This is a genomic window from Nisaea nitritireducens (assembly GCF_014904795.1).
Classification (GTDB): domain Bacteria; phylum Pseudomonadota; class Alphaproteobacteria; order Thalassobaculales; family Thalassobaculaceae; genus Nisaea; species Nisaea nitritireducens.
Window position 1 is genome coordinate 1 of sequence record NZ_JACZFS010000004.1, and the last position, 16082, is coordinate 16082.

General features: G+C 59.2%; 14 protein-coding genes. 5 read left to right on the top strand and 9 right to left on the bottom strand.

Annotated features, from left to right (window positions below; genetic code table 11):
• Nucleotides 1-796 (bottom strand): MipA/OmpV family protein (locus tag IG629_RS00440; protein WP_193170029.1); only part of this gene is annotated, 796 nt, incomplete at its 3' end.
• Nucleotides 797-1026: 230 nt separating this feature from the next.
• Between IG629_RS00440 and IG629_RS00445 the strand changes: the two genes are divergently transcribed.
• The 3 genes from IG629_RS00445 to IG629_RS00455 all read left to right on the top strand — a co-directional run bounded on the left by IG629_RS00445 (nt 1027) and on the right by IG629_RS00455 (nt 4612).
• Entirely contained in the window at nt 1027-1713 is a 687-nt protein-coding gene (locus IG629_RS00445) for a response regulator (RefSeq protein ID WP_449867033.1), read from the top strand.
• Between the two features lie 23 nt (nt 1714-1736).
• Nucleotides 1737-3152, top strand: coding sequence for an ATP-binding protein (locus IG629_RS00450; RefSeq protein WP_193170030.1), 1416 nt, complete (start codon nt 1737-1739; stop codon nt 3150-3152).
• A gap of 224 nt (nt 3153-3376) precedes the next feature.
• Nucleotides 3377-4612 carry a hypothetical protein gene (locus IG629_RS00455; RefSeq protein WP_193170031.1) on the top strand — a complete coding sequence of 412 codons (1236 nt, stop codon included), beginning with the start codon at nt 3377-3379 and terminating at the stop codon, nt 4610-4612.
• A 15-nt stretch (nt 4613-4627) separates the two neighbouring features.
• Here the strand turns inward: IG629_RS00455 and IG629_RS00460 are convergent, their stop codons facing one another.
• The 3 genes from IG629_RS00460 to IG629_RS00470 all read right to left on the bottom strand — a co-directional run bounded on the left by IG629_RS00460 (nt 4628) and on the right by IG629_RS00470 (nt 8217).
• Nucleotides 4628-5506, bottom strand: coding sequence for a DMT family transporter (locus IG629_RS00460; protein WP_193170032.1), 879 nt, complete (start codon nt 5504-5506; stop codon nt 4628-4630).
• Complete coding sequence (locus IG629_RS00465; protein WP_193170033.1) at nt 5503-6771, bottom strand: TIGR04372 family glycosyltransferase; 1269 nt, start codon at nt 6769-6771, stop codon at nt 5503-5505. Before IG629_RS00465 ends, IG629_RS00460 begins: the two co-directional genes overlap by 4 nt.
• 186 nt (nt 6772-6957) lie before the next feature.
• Complete coding sequence (locus IG629_RS00470; protein ID WP_193170034.1) at nt 6958-8217, bottom strand: TIGR04372 family glycosyltransferase; 1260 nt, start codon at nt 8215-8217, stop codon at nt 6958-6960.
• Nucleotides 8218-8666: 449 nt separating this feature from the next.
• Here IG629_RS00470 and IG629_RS00475 point away from each other — a divergent pair, with 449 nt between their 5' ends.
• Entirely contained in the window at nt 8667-9422 is a 756-nt protein-coding gene (locus IG629_RS00475; RefSeq protein ID WP_245577368.1) for an IclR family transcriptional regulator, read from the top strand.
• A 38-nt stretch (nt 9423-9460) separates the two neighbouring features.
• Here the strand turns inward: IG629_RS00475 and cysE are convergent, their stop codons facing one another.
• From cysE to IG629_RS00490, 3 genes are all read right to left on the bottom strand, one after another.
• Nucleotides 9461-10279 carry a serine O-acetyltransferase gene (cysE, locus tag IG629_RS00480; RefSeq protein ID WP_193170035.1) on the bottom strand — a complete coding sequence of 273 codons (819 nt, stop codon included), beginning with the start codon at nt 10277-10279 and terminating at the stop codon, nt 9461-9463.
• A gap of 123 nt (nt 10280-10402) precedes the next feature.
• The gene (locus IG629_RS00485) at nt 10403-11449 is read right to left on the bottom strand and encodes a permease (protein ID WP_193170036.1); all 1047 of its coding nucleotides are present in this window, start codon (nt 11447-11449) and stop codon (nt 10403-10405) included.
• Between the two features lie 49 nt (nt 11450-11498).
• Nucleotides 11499-11819 (bottom strand): ArsR/SmtB family transcription factor, encoded by a 321-nt coding sequence (locus tag IG629_RS00490; RefSeq protein WP_036552997.1) that lies wholly within the window; start codon nt 11817-11819, stop codon nt 11499-11501.
• Between the two features lie 167 nt (nt 11820-11986).
• Here IG629_RS00490 and IG629_RS00495 point away from each other — a divergent pair, with 167 nt between their 5' ends.
• Nucleotides 11987-13480 (top strand): alkaline phosphatase family protein, encoded by a 1494-nt coding sequence (locus IG629_RS00495; RefSeq protein WP_028464392.1) that lies wholly within the window; start codon nt 11987-11989, stop codon nt 13478-13480.
• A 2-nt stretch (nt 13481-13482) separates the two neighbouring features.
• Here the strand turns inward: IG629_RS00495 and IG629_RS00500 are convergent, their stop codons facing one another.
• A complete protein-coding gene (locus tag IG629_RS00500; RefSeq protein WP_193170037.1) occupies nt 13483-14877 on the bottom strand; it encodes an MATE family efflux transporter in 1395 nt (464 codons plus the stop codon).
• 169 nt (nt 14878-15046) lie between these two features.
• Nucleotides 15047-15979, bottom strand: coding sequence for an SMP-30/gluconolactonase/LRE family protein (locus IG629_RS00505; protein WP_319024985.1), 933 nt, complete (start codon nt 15977-15979; stop codon nt 15047-15049).
• Nucleotides 15980-16082: the final 103 nt, after the last annotated feature.

A 16082-nucleotide genomic window follows, 5' to 3' on the forward strand; every position in this document is an offset into this window, starting at 1 on the left:
TCATGAACGCATCGGCAGAACCTTGTTCATCCACGATCGGGCTGTCGGCGGCATCGCCGATGAGGCGGCTGTATCCGACCATTCCGGTGACGTTCCAGTTCTCGGTCACTGCGTAGCTGACGCCGAGGGAAAGGCTGACATCCTTGATTCCGGCTTCGGCGCTGTACTCCCGGTAGCCGCTGCGGAGCGACTGGCCTGCGTCGATCCCGAAGAAAGATTGGGTGTAGTCCTCATCCGCCCAGGTCGTCGCGATTCCGGCTTGCATGGACCAGCTGTCGTTGAAATGGTGCCTGTATCCGCCTTCAAGTTCGACGGTCATGCCTTCGTGCCCGTCGCCGACATCCTGAAACGCCTTTATCCCGGCCGAGAACGGGCCGTTGTCATAGCTGATGAAGCCGCCGACCTCCGCAGAGCCGTCGACGCTGCCAAGTCCTTTCAGCGCATCATTGTCATCGTCGTCCCGCCCCATCTGGTAGCGCAGCAGAGGGCCGATCTTGAGCTGGTCGCCCGGCCGGGGACCGTCCCAGATGAACAGATTGGCGCCAAGCGACGGCCCATCCAGAAAGACGCGGTCCTTGTAGCTGATATTGACCAGAGGCAGTGGGCTCACCTCGTAGTCGTCGCTGCCTTCATAGTCGGGTTTGACCATGGCGCCGGCGCCGATCTGGATCTCCCAGTCGGATGCGGGTTCCTCCGCCAGGACACTGCAGGAGCCGCCCAATACCGCCAAGCCGCTGACCATCAGGATCTGGGCTGTCAGGCGGGCGCCGACCGCTTTAGTAATATGCCATCTCATGTCGAAAATCCGTTCGCTGGGTGTGTCGCGCAGAAAACCTACGCAAGGCACCGCCGGAACGTGTGTCGGCCCCGTATCAATGTGTTTCAGAATGTTGCAGTGCGATCCTGATGGGAGGGGAATGGGCTAGTGTCTCAAACAGACGGAGAGACCGATTGATTCAGAGCAGCAACCCCCAGGGCGGCGGGACACATGTCCTTGTCGTCGATGATGATCAGCGCATCCGCACGATGCTGGCGCGATTCCTGGTCGATCACGGGCTCCGCGTCAGTCAGGCGCGCAACGGGGTGGAAATGTTTGAGGTGAGCGCCAACGCGCGGATCGACATGATCATTCTCGATATCATGATGCCGGGAGAAGACGGTCTGTCTCTTTGCCGCCGGATGCGGGCGGAAAGTGCGGTGCCTATTATCTTGCTGACCGCGATGAACGCCGACACCGACCGCATCATCGGGCTGGAAATTGGCGCCGACGACTACGTGGTGAAACCATTCAATCCGCGCGAGCTGCTGGCTCGTATCCGCGCCGTTACCCGGCGGATGATGGCGGGCAGCACTATTCCGCAACATCGTGGGAGCGCGACTTACAAGTTCGAGGGCTGGGTACTGGACGCCAATCGCCGGACGCTGGTTTCACCCGGCGGTGCGTTAACGGACCTCACGAGTGGCGAGTTTGATTTGCTGTTGGCCTTCCTTGAGCATCCGCAGCGTGCATTGAACCGCGACCAGCTTCTCGATCTTGCACACGGCAGGTCTAGTCAGGCTTACGACCGCAGTATCGACGTCCAGATCAGCCGGCTTCGCCGCAAGATCGAGGCGAACCCGCAGAGCCCTGTCTTCATCAAGACGGTTCGCAACGAGGGGTATTTTTTCACCGCTACAGTCACAGCCTCACCCATGGCCGGGGATGAGCGATAGCCAATCAAGAAGAGAGCCACCCTATGCGTATACCTTTCTGGTCCCGCCTGCGCCTTGCCCCGCGGATCGCCATTGTCATCGTCCTCACGCTGGTCGCGACAACGGCAACGGACAAGATTATGGGCATGGTGATCGGCATGCCCGACGTCCTGTTTTTTGAGAAGACCTGGCTGGTCGATACAGTGGCCGAAACGGTGCAACGCGCCGAGCAAACCGATGGGGACGAGTGGGTTGTGGTACGGGAGACCCTGCCGGCAGCCCAATGGCTTGATTTCGTGGAGACTGTCGAGCCGTCGATAACCAATCAATGGGAGCAGGATGCATTCGGAATCTTCCGGGAAGATCTGGCCCGGCGTCTTGGTGTCCCGGTTGATGATGTGCTTGTGCGGACAGTTGATACTGAGGGACCCGAGCGCGCTTTGACACCGATCGTGATCATACTCGAGAGCATACCGATGTTGATCACCAATCTGATAGACGACAATATCGACAAGATGGTCGTCGAGCATATGCGGATCGCTGTCCGGCTTTCGTCTGGTGGCTGGCTCACGATCTCACCCAAGAGCGACGGGCTGGAAGCTGCCCGCTTCGTCCGTAACCTGCTGGTGCCGATCGCGGCCATTCTGCTGATTTGCGGCCTGTCGATTTGGGTGGCGCGCAGCATTGCGCGGCCGTTGACCGATCTTTCCGCCGCTGCGGAACGTCTTGGCCGGGATCGCGAGCCGACGCTGCTCGGCAATTACGGAAGCCCCGAGCTGGAGGCGATCGCGGACTCTTTCAACGAGATGCAGCACGAACTGAAGCGTTTCGTCGACGACCGCCTTCAGATGGTCGCCGCCATTTCGCACGATCTGCGAACACCGCTGACGCGGCTCCGGCTTTTCGCGGAGTATCTTCCGGATCAAGAGCAACGGCGCATGGTATTGGCCGATATCGGTGACATGGAAGCAATCGTTAGCTCGACAATGACCTTCGCAAGCCATCAGCTCAACAAAGAGCGGACTGGTACGGTCGACCTGGCCTCGCTCCTGATCAGTATCTGCGACACGGCATCCGATGCCGGCGGCACGGTTACGTATGTCGGTCCGGACCACGCTCCTGTCTCCTGTCAGCCGGTGGCCATTCGTCGTGCCTTCACGAATCTGATCGACAACGGGTGTAAATACGCGACTTCAGTGCGTGTGACGCTCAACGTTACCGCTGAATTGGTTCGAGTGACGGTGTCGGACGATGGGCCGGGTATTCCCGCTGAACAGGTCGAAGCTGCTCTCCGTCCCTTTGTCCGGCTGGAGGCTTCGCGCAACCGCGATACCGGAGGCAGTGGCCTCGGCCTCACCATCGCCGATGAGGTCGTTCGTGCTCACTCCGGGATGTTGACCTTTGCGCCGGTAGCACCGCATGGCCTGGAGGTCACTGTGACGTTGCCTCGGCTTTCTTAGCGGCTGTTCTGCCGACCGGGAAGCCTTCCAGGCCGCGGGTGATCGAGGCGATTGATGAGTTGAGATTTCTTCCCGGGCTCGGCAAGGAGGGAAGCCGTATAATTTTTACCGTTTTTTATAAGAAAACCTAAGCTTCATCAAACCGCTTCATAGTTTGAAAATCTTGCAAAAATCACTGATTTTTGCGCTAATTAGTCAATCTGGAAGCTTTAGGATTCCGCCATATGGCGAATAATAATATCAGTGTCGCGCAAACCTTCGAACGGCGCGGGACCTGTGTCCCGTTCACAACGGGGGATTCTCTGCGCCATACCCGTGCGCGTCTTTATCAGCACGGAAACGACAGAATCCTGGAAGCGGTTATCCCGAGTTTCGGCGGCGGCCGCCGTGGCGAGTTGATGGTGGTGCCTTGGAAGGACTTGCCTGATTTCGTTCAATTGTCGAGCCGGGACAGGGAATTGCATGACGGTATTCCGGGGATTGTCGGCAAGAATGGTATCGACCCGCTGCAGGTGCGCGAGCTTCTTCACAAGGTGAATGCTGCCTATTCAGACGATCCGGAAGAACGGGCGAGGGCGCGCGAGCAGGCCCAGCAGGATAGCGAGGACAAGGAAGTTGTCCGGATGTCCTGTATCGCTCAATTGATGAAGGAATGCGGCATCGAACGGGGGGATCCCGTCATGGCAGGTGCTAACACCAGAACGCTAGTCGATCTGATGACCGCCGAAGAGTCGCGGGCGCATTTCGATCTTGAGATGCTGATCGACCGGGTTTTCCTGTTCGCCTCCCAGCGCAGCGGTGTGAGCATCGACAATGTGCGGGAATGGCTGGAGCCCCTGGTTGGCCTGATCACACCGTTCGGGACCGTGAAAGGCACACAGACGGACCGTACCAATGGCCATTTGTTCCTGGAACACGTCAATCTGATGGAGTTCCGGAAATCCGTCGCCGCCTATATGGAACAAAAGCCTGAAGAATACGGTGCGGCAGCGGAAGTGCTGCTGGAAGTGGTCGATCAGACGATCCGCTATGTGGACGAGCGGATCGTGACGCTCGACTCCCTGCTCGGCAGCTTCGCCAACGTCTTTTCCCAGCAGGATTCGAATGTGTCCTACCTGATCAAGCTGCGCCGCGATGTCGCCTTCGCGCTCGACGGCTGGAACGACTTGATCGAGTATTGGACGGAGGCAGACGCACTGGATTGCAAAAAGCCGGATAACGTTGAAAATCGTGACCGGGCCGTTGCCTATGTCATGAACTTCCTGCCGATTATTCCGCACCGGGAACTCTATCCGGAAGACGGTTTCGACAGTCAGGCCAGCATCGAACGCGCCCGCGTGAAAATCGTCGCGGCCATGCATTCCTGGTCAACCGAGGCTCTGGACAATGAGTTGGCGCGCCGGGTCGAGAAAGGCCAGCAAAAACAAGCCGATGAAGAGGCGGGCCGGCTTATTTCCTGAGGCTGCTCGTTGGTTTCAGCTGCGTTTCGACTGGGGAAACACGACCAGGGCAACCCCGGCCGCCGTCACCAGGATGCCAGCTCCGGCGACAAGCGTTATTTCTTCTCCGAAAGCAATATAAGCCATCACGGCTGCCGTCGGCGGCACGAGATAGAACAGGCTTGCCACCTTCGTGGCCTGACCATGTTTTATCAGCGTCATGAGCAGCGAATAGGCCCCGAGCGAGACAACGAGAGAAAGCCAAAGATAGGCGCCGATGAAGGCGGGTGCGGGGACCAGGACCATGCTTTCGAACAGCGCAGCGCCGGTGAAAGTGACGATAAAAGCCGTGCCGCACTGAATGGCACTGCCGGTGACTAGGTTCATGTCGGTCGCGAAGCGTTTCTGATAGAGCGTGCCGATGCTGATCGAGGCGAGTGCCAGGACCGAGAGTCCGATGCCGGTCATACTGACACCTTCGACGCTCATCCGGTCAGACAGGACCAGAGCCATACCGGCGAAACCGACAAAGCAGCCCGACCATTGCCGGCGTGTTGGCGGTTCGCCGAGAAAGAGGCCTGACGCAATGGCGGTCAGGACCGGCTGAAGCCCGGTGACGAGAGCGACCAGCGCGGACGGCATGCCGCCGTGTATGGCTGTGAAGATGCTCGAGAGATAAATGGCATGCAGGAAGAAGCCGACCACGGCGATATCGAAGACGCCACGCACGGTCTTCGGCCAACGGGCGCCGGTGATCAGGGCGATGGTCACGAAGATTGCCGTGACGAGACCGAACCGGCTGGCCATGAAAGTGAGTGGCTCTACATGCGTCAGGCCGAATTTCGCGGCGATGAATGCAGAACTCCAGAGCACGACAAAGATCACCGGGGCGGCGACCTGTACGAGTTTGTTCATTCAAGAAAGTCCGGATGGGTTTCCAGATAGCTGTCCGCGAGTCGCGTCCAGGGGAGTGCGTAGCCGTATTGAGTTTGCTTGGCTACGATAGATGATGGATCGACCGGCGCTCCGCCTGCTTCGAGCAGGGCATGATAGTCGGCGCCGATTTTCAGAAACTTTTCCGCTGCCGCTTGATCCTCGGTCTGATGACCCGCGAGAGCCTGGTGCATTTCCATCACCGCAGCCCGGATTTCCTCTGCGGTGTTGTCTTCAATCGAAAACCCGCATTCTCTCAGGGCTTCGGCGGTCGCGGGCCGGGCTGGGACGTGGGCGTCGAGCAGATTTCGGTAATTGGCTACACTGCCATTATCGATTTTCCGATATGTCTTGAAGAGCAGCTTGTCACGCTCGTTCATCCACATGCCGCATTGAAGGACGCCGTTCACCTGAATCTGCGGCACCCCGAGTACCCGGAAGACGGCTTCCGGGCCGGACGAACAGGTAATGCCGAAATGGGCGCGGGCGATGAGCCCAGGGTCAAGCAGGGTGGAGTATCCGGGCTCTTTCCATACTTCGCGATAATGGGGGTGCTCTAGTTCCAGTGGAATCGAATCATCTACTCCGATGCGTAGAACCCGATACCCATCTTCGATAAGTTGCTCGACGGCCGGTTTGTAGGTTGCGATGTCAGCGGAACGAAGGGCGTGAAATTTCAGATCAGGCAGGAAATTCATGTCGCGGACATTGAGGACGATAATCCGGTCGGACGATGAGATGCCAAGCGACGCCAGAAAGTCATTTGTTGCAGTTGATACATCTTGGCTCACCGGGAAGTGCCGGGGGTGCCGTCCAGGTGAGTTCAAGGCCTTGATGTAGTCGTCAATCAGTCCAATCGCTCCGCGTTGATGCCAGGTAAGCCGGCCGGCTCGTGTGATGCCTGCTCCGAAGTGTCCCATCAGCAGCAAGTCGCCGTCTGTTGTCTCCGCCAGTTCGAAAGCATTTTCGAGGATTGATCTGAGGCCGAGGCTTTGTTGAACGATGGAGCGGTCTGGTGTGAGGAGTACCAACCTGGCGTGCTCTTCACCGTAGAGCTCCCAGAAGGCATGCGGCTCCATTGCGAAGTGCCCGATGCGCCATGCGAGGGGCAGGATGTGCAGAGCTGTATGCCCTTCCTGCGCAAGATAGGGCGCGAGGCTTTGGATCAGTCTGGTGACGCGTTCGGGAGCAAAAACGTTTTTGAGGTCTTCTTCATTGAGGCGGTGAGGGCCGGAGGAATCTGACATTGCTCATCGCTCGGAAGATAATGAAAGGGAGCGTTTGAATTCAGCTGTACCCGTTACGAGAATGTCCATGCGTCTGACTTACTTTTCGAACTTTGATGCGGATCCGCCTTAACGCAGCCCCGCGCGCGGGGCAAACGCAAATGGCAAAGACAGAGTCCAGCATACGGTAGCCGTCAGTTATTGCACCTATTCGAGAAATTCCGGATGGGATTTCACATAACTGTCCGCAAGTTGCGTCCAAGGTAAAGCGTAGCCGTATTGGGTCTGGCGACGCACAACGGATCTTCTGTCCGCCGGATGACCTGTACTGCTAATAAAGGCTTGGTAATCGGCACCAATTTCCAGGAAGCGCCGATTGGCGGATTCGTCGGGATGGTGTTCTTTGGAGAGAGAGGCATCCATCTCGATGACTGCCTCCAGGATTTCATCGGCGGTGTTGTCTTCCACCGTAAACCCGCTTCTTGCAACATTATCGGTATCGGAAAACAGAGCCACGCCTTGCATGAGCAGAGCGTGAAGCCTCGCCGGTTTGCCGTCATCGATCGCGTGGTAGGTTTTAAACACCAGCTTGTCTTGCGGGTTCATCCACATGCCTGATTGCAAGACGCCGTTCACCATCAGCTGTGGCACGCCAAGGATGCGAAATACTGCTTCGGGGCCGGATGAGCAGGTGATGCCGAAGCGCGCACGCGCGATCAAGCCAGGATCCAGCAGGTCCGTATAGTCCGGCTCTTTCCAGATATCGAGAAAGCGTGGATGAGCGAAGGGTGCGTCGACCGAACCGGCTATTCCTGTGCGCAGGACCCAATACCCCTGATCGAGCAGATGGCGCACGGCCGGCTCGTAAGTCGCGATATCGGCCGTCCGGTAGAAATGTGTCTCTTGGTCAGGCAGGAAATTATGGTCGCGGACATTGAGGACGACTATCCGGTTGGTAGATGAGATGCCGCGACGTTCACAGAAAGCTTGCGCAGCGGCTGACACTGTTTCCGGGACGGGAAAATGGCGTGGTTGACGGCCGATTTCGTTGAGAAACTTGATGTAATCGTCAAGGAGCCCGGCAGGGCCGCGCTGGTACCAGGTCAGCGGGCCGACACTGAGAGTTCCTGCATCCATGTGGCCCATGAGCATGGTCTGTCTGTTTGTTGTCTCGGCGATTGTAACAAAGGGCTCGAGCACGGCGCGGACGCCAGCACTGTGATGCGCGCGTGTTGCCGGGGGGATAACAATGATCCGCTGGCGATGACTTTCCCGGAACAATTCCCAGAGCGCATGCGGCTCCATTGCTAGGTGTCCTATGCGCCACGCCAACGGCATGATGTGAGCGACAGATGATGTTTCCGGCGACAGATAGCCTGATATCTCTTGGACAAACGCGGTTACGTTCTCAGGTGCGAGGATGTTCGAGAGTTTTTCGGCTCGGCTGGAATTTTGCTCCGTCGTCATCTTGTAACCTCTATCTCAGCAGAGGCGACAGGGGGGCACACTGCAACCTCCAGCCATTCGGGGTTGTTGTCGGGAAGATCATCTAATGCTCGCTTCCTGCCCGGATCGCCCGGATCGCCCGGGATCTCCGGAGAGTGTCCGGAACGCTTCGAGTCGGCGAAGCCAGCCCGTCCTGTTACGAGAATGCGCATATGTCTGACTAACGGTCCAAAGCCTGTCCTGATCCGGCTTAGCGTAGCCCTGTGTGCAGGGCAAACGCTATTCAGAACAATTCATTCTCAGAATGCAATTGTATCCCACGATACGGAAACCTAAGATGGCCGGAAGTCGGCGATGCAATGGACCGGTGTAGGAAGAAAAATTGTATACAAAAGCACAGGGAAGATACTGAGTTCATGAACGCAATACCGAAGCGATCAGATTCCGAAAGATCTGGCCAAATCCAGTCCGTGGCGCGCGCCATTAGCGTTTTGAATGCGCTGGCTGCCGACGAAGACGGCATGACCCTCACCCAGATTGCCCATACCGTTACATTGCCACCGTCTACAGTGCACCGGCTGCTGACCACACTGCAGCAAGAGCGCTATGTCCGGTTCGATACCGAGCGCGGCGCCTGGCAGATCGGCGTCCAGTGTTTCGCCGTTGGTAACGCCTTCCTCCGCACGCGCGATCTGGTTGCGATTACCCGGCCCTATATGCGGCGCCTGATGGAGGAAAGCGGGGAGACGGTGAATCTGGCTGTCCGCGACCACGATGAAATGGTCTATCTCGCCCAGGTCGAATGCCGGGAAATGATGCGGGCATTTGCCAAACCCGGCGCGCGAGTACCGATCGCCGGTTCGGCTGTGGGCAAGACCCTGCTGGCGCGGATGAAAACGGAAGATGTTTCAAAGTTGCTGACGCGGGTCGGCTCGGAACACAAGACCCGCCGTACCATCGATGCGTTGCCGCGCATGGAGCAGGAACTGGCGAAAGTCCGTGAGGTCGAATACGCCGTCGATAACGAGGAACATTCGGTGGGGCTACGGTGCGTCGCCTCGGCCGTCTTCGGTCACCACAGCGAGCCGCTTGCCGCTATCTCCATTTCCGGGCCGACGGCGCGGATCACGGATGAGCGGATCGACAAGCTCGGCAAGATCGTCTGCTCTGTTGCACGGGAAGCAACGACGGCGCTTGGCGGAATCTGGCCGGATACAAAGGCGTAAAACCCGGTCCGGCTTCCTTTAAGCCATGCCGCTGCGCCTCAGTCGTACTCTTCGGCGTAGAATTGCTGATCCATGGAGAGTGCCGGCTGGGCGCAGCCGGCACTGCCGACGACTTTCGCCGGAACGCCGGCGACAGTCGTGTTCTTGTCGACGCTCTTGAGCACGACAGAGCCAGCACCGACGCGGGAGCATTCGCCGACCTCGATATTGCCAAGCACGGTCGCCCCGGCGCCGATCATGGTGCCGCGGCGGATCTTCGGATGCCGGTCGCCGGTTTCCTTGCCTGTGCCGCCCAGCGTCACTCCGTGCAGCAGGGAGACGCCATCTTCGACAATAGCAGTCTCGCCGATCACCACGCCGGTTCCGTGATCGACCATGATGCCTTTGCCGATGCGGGCAGCAGGGTGAATGTCGACACCGAAAACGCTGTTGATCCGGCTTTGGAAGTATTTCGCCAGGAACGTCCGGTCGTGGCCCCAGAGCCAATGGCCGATCCGGTAGGCCTGCAGGGCATGGAAGCCCTTGAAATAGAGGAACGGCTCAAGATAGCTGGTGCAGGCCGGATCGCGGTCATAGGTGGCGGAAAGATCGGCTCGGGCGGATTCACCGATGGAGGCGTCGGACAGAATCGCGTTGTGCACGACCTGATAGACGGAGAGATCACTCATCTCTGTGCCGCCAAGCTTCTGGGAAATCAGATAGGCCAGCGCATCCTCGAAGGTGCGCTGGTCCATAACGCTGGCGTGCATCCAGCTTGCCAGAGCGGATTCCTGTTCCGCCCATTCGGCGGCATCGGTGAGCATAGAGCTCCAGACCGGGTCGACTACCGCCTTCGGCTTCGGGTTGGCGTCTACCATGCTGTTTCTCCCCGCCGTCTCGCCGGCGTCCGTGGCAACCGCCGCCCGTCCGGGGCGGCGGTGTTGTTCAGGATAGGTAGGTATCCCAATTGCGGAAGCAATATCCAGTCTGGCGCAAGGATATCATGCCAAAACCGCAAGATAGAGGGAAAACCCATATGCTGCGGCGAGTGAGCCAAGCAGCCCGAGCGCCAGATACCAGGTGAAGACACCGCCGCGCACCAGGGCAAAGACTGCCATCGATGCCGGAATACTGGTGATGCCGCCGGCAATCATGAAGCCGAGCCCGGCGGCGGGCGTCATACCGAGATCCATCAGCCCGCCGACCAGTGGAATGGCCGCATAGCCGTTCAGATAGCTCGGTACGCCGACAAGGATTGCCGCCGGAATGGTCCACCATTCGTCACCACCGAGATAGGTCGCGACTTGTTCCGCCGGAACATAAGCCACCATCAGGCTTTCCAGGGTAAAGGCGAGGGTCAGCCATTTCAGCAGGAAAAACCCGGACCGTTTGGCTTCGCCAGTGAAGGCTGCCCGGCGATCCTGTTCCTTCCAGAACCCCCAGACGATTTTGTCTGTCTTCAGCGCGTTGGAGCTGCCGCAACCGCATGACTTGGTCAGATCGGGGCGAAGGGCGTCCTTGAAGGCGCCTCCCTTGACCAGCAGGTGTGTGCCAAAGCCGGAAATGGCACCAATGCTAAAGGCCGCGGCAAGTTTAGCGAGTGTGAATTCCATGCCCACGACCGGGGTCATCAGGATGAACATTTCAGGGTCCATCAGCGGCGATGCGAGCCAGAAGGCCATGACCGGAGCAAGCGGCACGCCGGCGACCAGCAGGCCGGCGATGATCGGCACCACACCGCAGGAGCAGAAGGGCGATAGGGAGCCGAAAGCGGCAGCCAGCAGGATGGCTTGCGTCGTGTTTCCGGAGAAGGCGCGTCCGATCTGATGGTCGAGCCCGCTCGCCCGGGCGAAGGCTGCGACGGTTACCGAAAGGATAATGAAGGGGCCGACATGCACAAGGGAGTCGAATGTGAAGCCGACACTTCGTATTGCCTGCTCGGGAACAAGGAGGGCGAGGGCGGCGAATAAAAGAGCGGTTGCGATCCAGACCCGGTCGATCCGCCCGAAGCGAAGCGAGAGGGTGCGTGTCAGGTCTGCTGTTGTCATGATTTTATCCGATCCTTCCGGAATCATCGAACTATTCGGTCAAAAAAACTCACGCGTCCTGCGTCTCGTCTGTCTGCACAACGTCCAGACCGCTGCAGCACTCGGCGCAGAGATAGGCAACCAGGGCATCGGCCAGCTCGAAATTCGCCGTGCAGCGAAGCACCCGGCCCTCTCGCTCCTGCCGTGCCAGACCGGCCCAGACGAGATGCGAGATATGATGAGAGAGCGTGGATTTCGGGATATTCAGATGCCTTTGAATATCACCAACCGTCACCCCCTCCGGCCCCGCCTTGATGAGAAGGCGAAAGGCTTCGAGGCGATGCGGGTTGCCAAGTTCCGACAGGCATTTTGAGGCGGTTTCTATGTCCATGCTGCAAAGGTAAGTGCCGAAATCGGATCGGTCAACGATAATTCTAGATTTGTCGAACTATTGTGATCTGGCGCTGTCATAGAGCTTTCATAGATCATCGTCTTGCCGATGCCCGAAAGCAGGCCGACAATGCGGCCGTTAATTCGCTGACTTTATGTGAGGGTTCCATGGCGCGGCCGCGTTTTCTGTTTGTCCTTTTCGACGGTTTGCGTCGCGACATGGTGCGGCCGGATACCGCTCCGAACATTCATGGCTTCCGCCAGTCCTGGACTGACTTCCCAAACAGCGCGTCCGTTTTCCCGGTGGAGACGCGGGTGCAGGTTTCCAGCTTTGTCACCGGTTCCTTTCCGGGCCACGCTGCTCAGCACAGTCTCGGGGATAGTGCGCGTCCGGGTCACGGCATCATGGGAAATTCTTTCTATGATCCCGCGCTCGGTTTCGATGGCCCGATGGACACGTCGGACGATGCCAAGATGGCCGAGGCAGCCCGCCGCTATGGCCGGTTGCAGGGCGCGCACAACACAGGCGAGATCCTGCATGAGGCCGGGCTGAAATACGGGGTCGTGACCACGGGCAAGATCGGCAATGCCCGGTTGCTCAATCTTAATGCGGCGGAGCATGGCCAGCCGGTCTTCTCGATCTGGGGTGCTGATATCTCCAGTCCGGCCGCTGATTTCAACGGTGTGATCGAGCGGCATGGACCGGTGCCGGAACAGCAGTTTCCGAATGTCGCCGTGCAGGATTACGCGGCCACCGTGCTGCTTGAGGAATTCATCCCGAAACACGATGCGGACGTCCAGGTGATCTGGTTCAACGAGCCGGACCTGAGTTTCCACTACAAGGAAATCGGCTCGGCGGACTCTCTTGCCGCGGTCAAGGCGGTGGACGATGCGTTCCGGCGTATCCTCGACTGGTGGGAAGAAAAGGGCCGGGAAGAGGGGTGGCAGATCATTGCCGCGTCCGACCACGGCCAGATCACGGCAACGCGCCAGATCAACGTTGCGGAGGAGCTGACCAAGGCGGGCTTCCGTGTCGGTAAGGCGATTGGCCCCGACGTGGATGTAGTGGTGAAGCGCAGCTATGCGGGTGGCATCAGCATTCGGGATCGCGATCAGGCCATGACCGAGAAGGTGTTCCACTGGCTTATCGAGCAGGACTGGTGCGGTCTGGTATTCAGCCGGGACGATCTGAAGGGCGCATTGCCGATGAGCGCCATCAATGTGTCCAGCGAACGCGCCCCGGACCTCTATATGGTACTGCGCACTTCAGACGGGGCGAACGCACATGGATATCCGGGACTCTGCTTTGCGGATAACAGCGATATTCCGCCGGGCGGCGGCATCCACGGCGGACTGCATCAGCATGAAATCAATAATTTGCTGACCGCTGGCGGCGACCTGTTCCGTCAGGACCACATCGTCGAGACGCCGACCGGTCTGGTCGACATCCTGCCGACCATGCTTGCCGCGCTTGACGTCGAGGCGCCGGAAAGCACGACCGGACGAGTGCTTGCCGAGGCTTTCCGGATCGAAGCGCCGGCGCCGTTCTGGAAGGAGATGCTGATCCGGGCGGAGCGTGGCGACTATGCCCAGGAGCTCCGCGTCGCCCAGATAGAAGGCGTTCCGAACCATTATCTGCGGGGCGGCCGACGCACCGCCTGATATCAGGCGGTGGAAGGGCGCTGCCTGATCATCCGGCGCATCAGCAGCTCAAACCGGAAGATCAGGGCGAAGCAGGCGGCGGTCAGGCCGACTGCCAGTCCCATCCAGACCCCGGCGCCCTGCAATCCGTAGGTGAAGGCGAGATAGGCGCCTGCCGAAAAGCCGAGGACCCAGTAGCCGAGAAAAGCCAGTATTGCCGGGATCGTGGTGTCTTTCAGGCCACGCAGATTACCGGCGCCGACAGCCTGCCCGGCATCGACGAGCTGGAAGATCGCCGCAATTCTGATGAATTCGACCGCCAGGGCAATCGGGATTGCGTTCTCCGGGTCTTCCTGCCTGAGATAGAGTCCGACCAAAGGTTCGGTGGCGAGCCAGAAGGTCAGCGCGGTCAGGGCTGCTATCCCGATACCGACGAAAGTGGAAACCCGGCCAGCCAGAAGCGCACCTTTAAGGCGGTCCCGGCCCATTGCAAGACCGACGCGAATGGTGGCTGCCTGGCTGACGCCAAGCGGGATCATGAAGGCGACCGAGGTGCATTGGATGGCCACGGCATGCGCTGCGAGCTGATCCGGCCCGAACAGGCCGACCATGAAGGCGCTGGCAGCGAACAGGCCGGCCTCCGCAAGAACAGTCAGGCCGATCGGAATGCCGATTTTCATGATTTCCAGATAACGGACCCAGTCAGGCCGCCAGAATCTGCCGAACAGGTTGTAGCGGCGGAACTTCCGGTCGGTCACGACGAACAGGGTCTGGGCCAGCAGCATGAAGCACTGAACAAGCAATGTCGCCAGTGCGGCGCCTTCAAGACCGAGAGCTGGCGCTCCGAAGTTGCCGAATATCAGCGCGTAGTCCGCCACCGCATTCACACCGATGGCGAGAATGAGAATGATCAAGGAGGAGCGTGGCCGGGAATGGGCGGTAACCAGATTGCGGAGCACCGTGAAGCACATCAGCGGCAGCAGTCCCCACATCGCCAGACGGACATAGTCGGCGGCAGAGGCGGCCAGCCATGGATCCTGCCCCATCAGCAGCATCAGGGCCTCGCCATTCCAGAGGAAGACGAGACAGGGGAGGCAGAGCGAGATCGCGACCCAGAACCCTTGTCGCAAGGTTCGGCGCACACCGCGTAGTCTGATTGCGCCGATCTCGTGACTGAACATGGCTGCGGTCGCAGCCAGCAATCCGATGCCGAAAAAGGTCAGCGGGAAGATCAGCGAAGTGGCGAGGGTTGCCGCCGCCAGCTCGTCTGGACCCAGCCAGCCGATCATGATCACGTCGACCGTGGTCAGGGCAATTGTGGCGAGCTGGGTCAGCACCAGAGGCCAGGAAAGCCTGAGGGTGGCTGCCAATTCACGGCGCCAGGTAATGGGGGCAGATCGGGAGTGAAGAACGGACATCAAACAGCTCAGGCTCAAAAGGATACGAAAAGGGGAGACGTCGCGGGCCGGTGGGCCAGTTACGCCGTCATTCGTTCCGTTAGAGCCTGCAGGTTCGTTTCCATAAGGTGTCTTTAGACCTCATGAGCGGAGGGGTCAAGGCGAACCCTCCGGGGTTCGCCAAGCGCCACTATTTGTTGAGAAAATTCAATGGTAACCCTGCTCGCGGCCAATCCACCGCAGCCAGCTGTCCGGCCCATGAGAGCGTCAGGAAGGCGGTTTTCAGGTCGGCCCCGCCAAAGCAGATGTTGGTTGTATAGGGATCTCCGGTCTCGAAGAATTCGACCGTACTGCCATCCGGATGGGCGACCGTGACGCCGCCGGTCATCAGGGTGGCGACACAGATATTGCCGTTCTCCTCGAGCGCGAGTGAGTCGAAGCGCCTCCAGCCGCCATCGGCATTCACCAACTTGCCTCCGTTCAGGGACGGAGGAAAACCGATCTTGGAAACCTCACCCTCTCCGGTAATCGGGTAAGCGAACAGCCGGGCACCCTCCGTCTCCGCGACATAAAGTGTTTTCTCGTCGGGGCTGAGGCCGATCCCGTTCGGAGTCATGATAGGCTGGATGACTTCCTTGATCATGCTGCCGTCGGTCTTCGCGTAATAGACTGCACCGCGATCCATATCGCGCTCGCGGACCTTGCCGAGGTCGGTGAACCAGAATCCACCATTGCGGTCGAAAACGATGTCGTTCGGGCCTTTGAGCTGGCGGCCGTTGCAGCTGTCGTAGAGCCGTTCGATCTTGCCGGTATTCAGGTCGATCCGCTCGATCCGGCCGGTCTTGTAGTCGGCTGCCTGTCCGATCGATCGCATGTTGCCGGGCTGAGGGCCTCGCTCGAATGCGAAACCGCCATTGTTGCAGACGTAGCAGTGCCCATCCGGGCCGATGGCCGCGCCGTTCGGGCCGCCTCCGGTTTCCGCGATGATCTCTTTCTTGCCGTCCGGAAAGACGCGGGTCAGCGTGCCGCGCCCGATCTCGACAAGGACGACGGAGCCGTCGGGCATCGCGATCGGTCCTTCGGGAAACATGAGCCCGTCAGTGATGATCCTGATCTTTGACACTTGTACTTCCTTCCTCAACATTTGTTATGGTTTTCGGGAAGTATCGGCCAGCGCCGACGGACCGTGCAATCAGGCAAATTCAATCCTTCCGATAGGAACCACC

Excerpts from the sequence above, each read along its gene's own strand:
- IG629_RS00470 (WP_193170034.1), bottom strand. The coding sequence starts at position 8,217 with ATGACGACGGAGCAAAATTCCAGCCGAGCCGAAAAACTCTCGAACATC.
- IG629_RS00500 (WP_193170037.1), bottom strand. The coding sequence starts at position 14,877 with ATGTCCGTTCTTCACTCCCGATCTGCCCCCATTACCTGGCGCCGTGAA.
- IG629_RS00465 (WP_193170033.1), bottom strand. The coding sequence starts at position 6,771 with ATGTCAGATTCCTCCGGCCCTCACCGCCTCAATGAAGAAGACCTCAAA.
- IG629_RS00485 (WP_193170036.1), bottom strand. The coding sequence starts at position 11,449 with ATGACAACAGCAGACCTGACACGCACCCTCTCGCTTCGCTTCGGGCGG.
- IG629_RS00460 (WP_193170032.1), bottom strand. The coding sequence starts at position 5,506 with ATGAACAAACTCGTACAGGTCGCCGCCCCGGTGATCTTTGTCGTGCTC.
- IG629_RS00495 (WP_028464392.1), top strand. The coding sequence starts at position 11,987 with ATGGCGCGGCCGCGTTTTCTGTTTGTCCTTTTCGACGGTTTGCGTCGC.
- IG629_RS00450 (WP_193170030.1), top strand. The coding sequence starts at position 1,737 with ATGCGTATACCTTTCTGGTCCCGCCTGCGCCTTGCCCCGCGGATCGCC.
- IG629_RS00490 (WP_036552997.1), bottom strand. The coding sequence starts at position 11,819 with ATGGACATAGAAACCGCCTCAAAATGCCTGTCGGAACTTGGCAACCCG.
- cysE (WP_193170035.1), bottom strand. The coding sequence starts at position 10,279 with ATGGTAGACGCCAACCCGAAGCCGAAGGCGGTAGTCGACCCGGTCTGG.
- IG629_RS00445 (WP_449867033.1), top strand. The coding sequence starts at position 1,027 with ATGCTGGCGCGATTCCTGGTCGATCACGGGCTCCGCGTCAGTCAGGCG.
- IG629_RS00455 (WP_193170031.1), top strand. The coding sequence starts at position 3,377 with ATGGCGAATAATAATATCAGTGTCGCGCAAACCTTCGAACGGCGCGGG.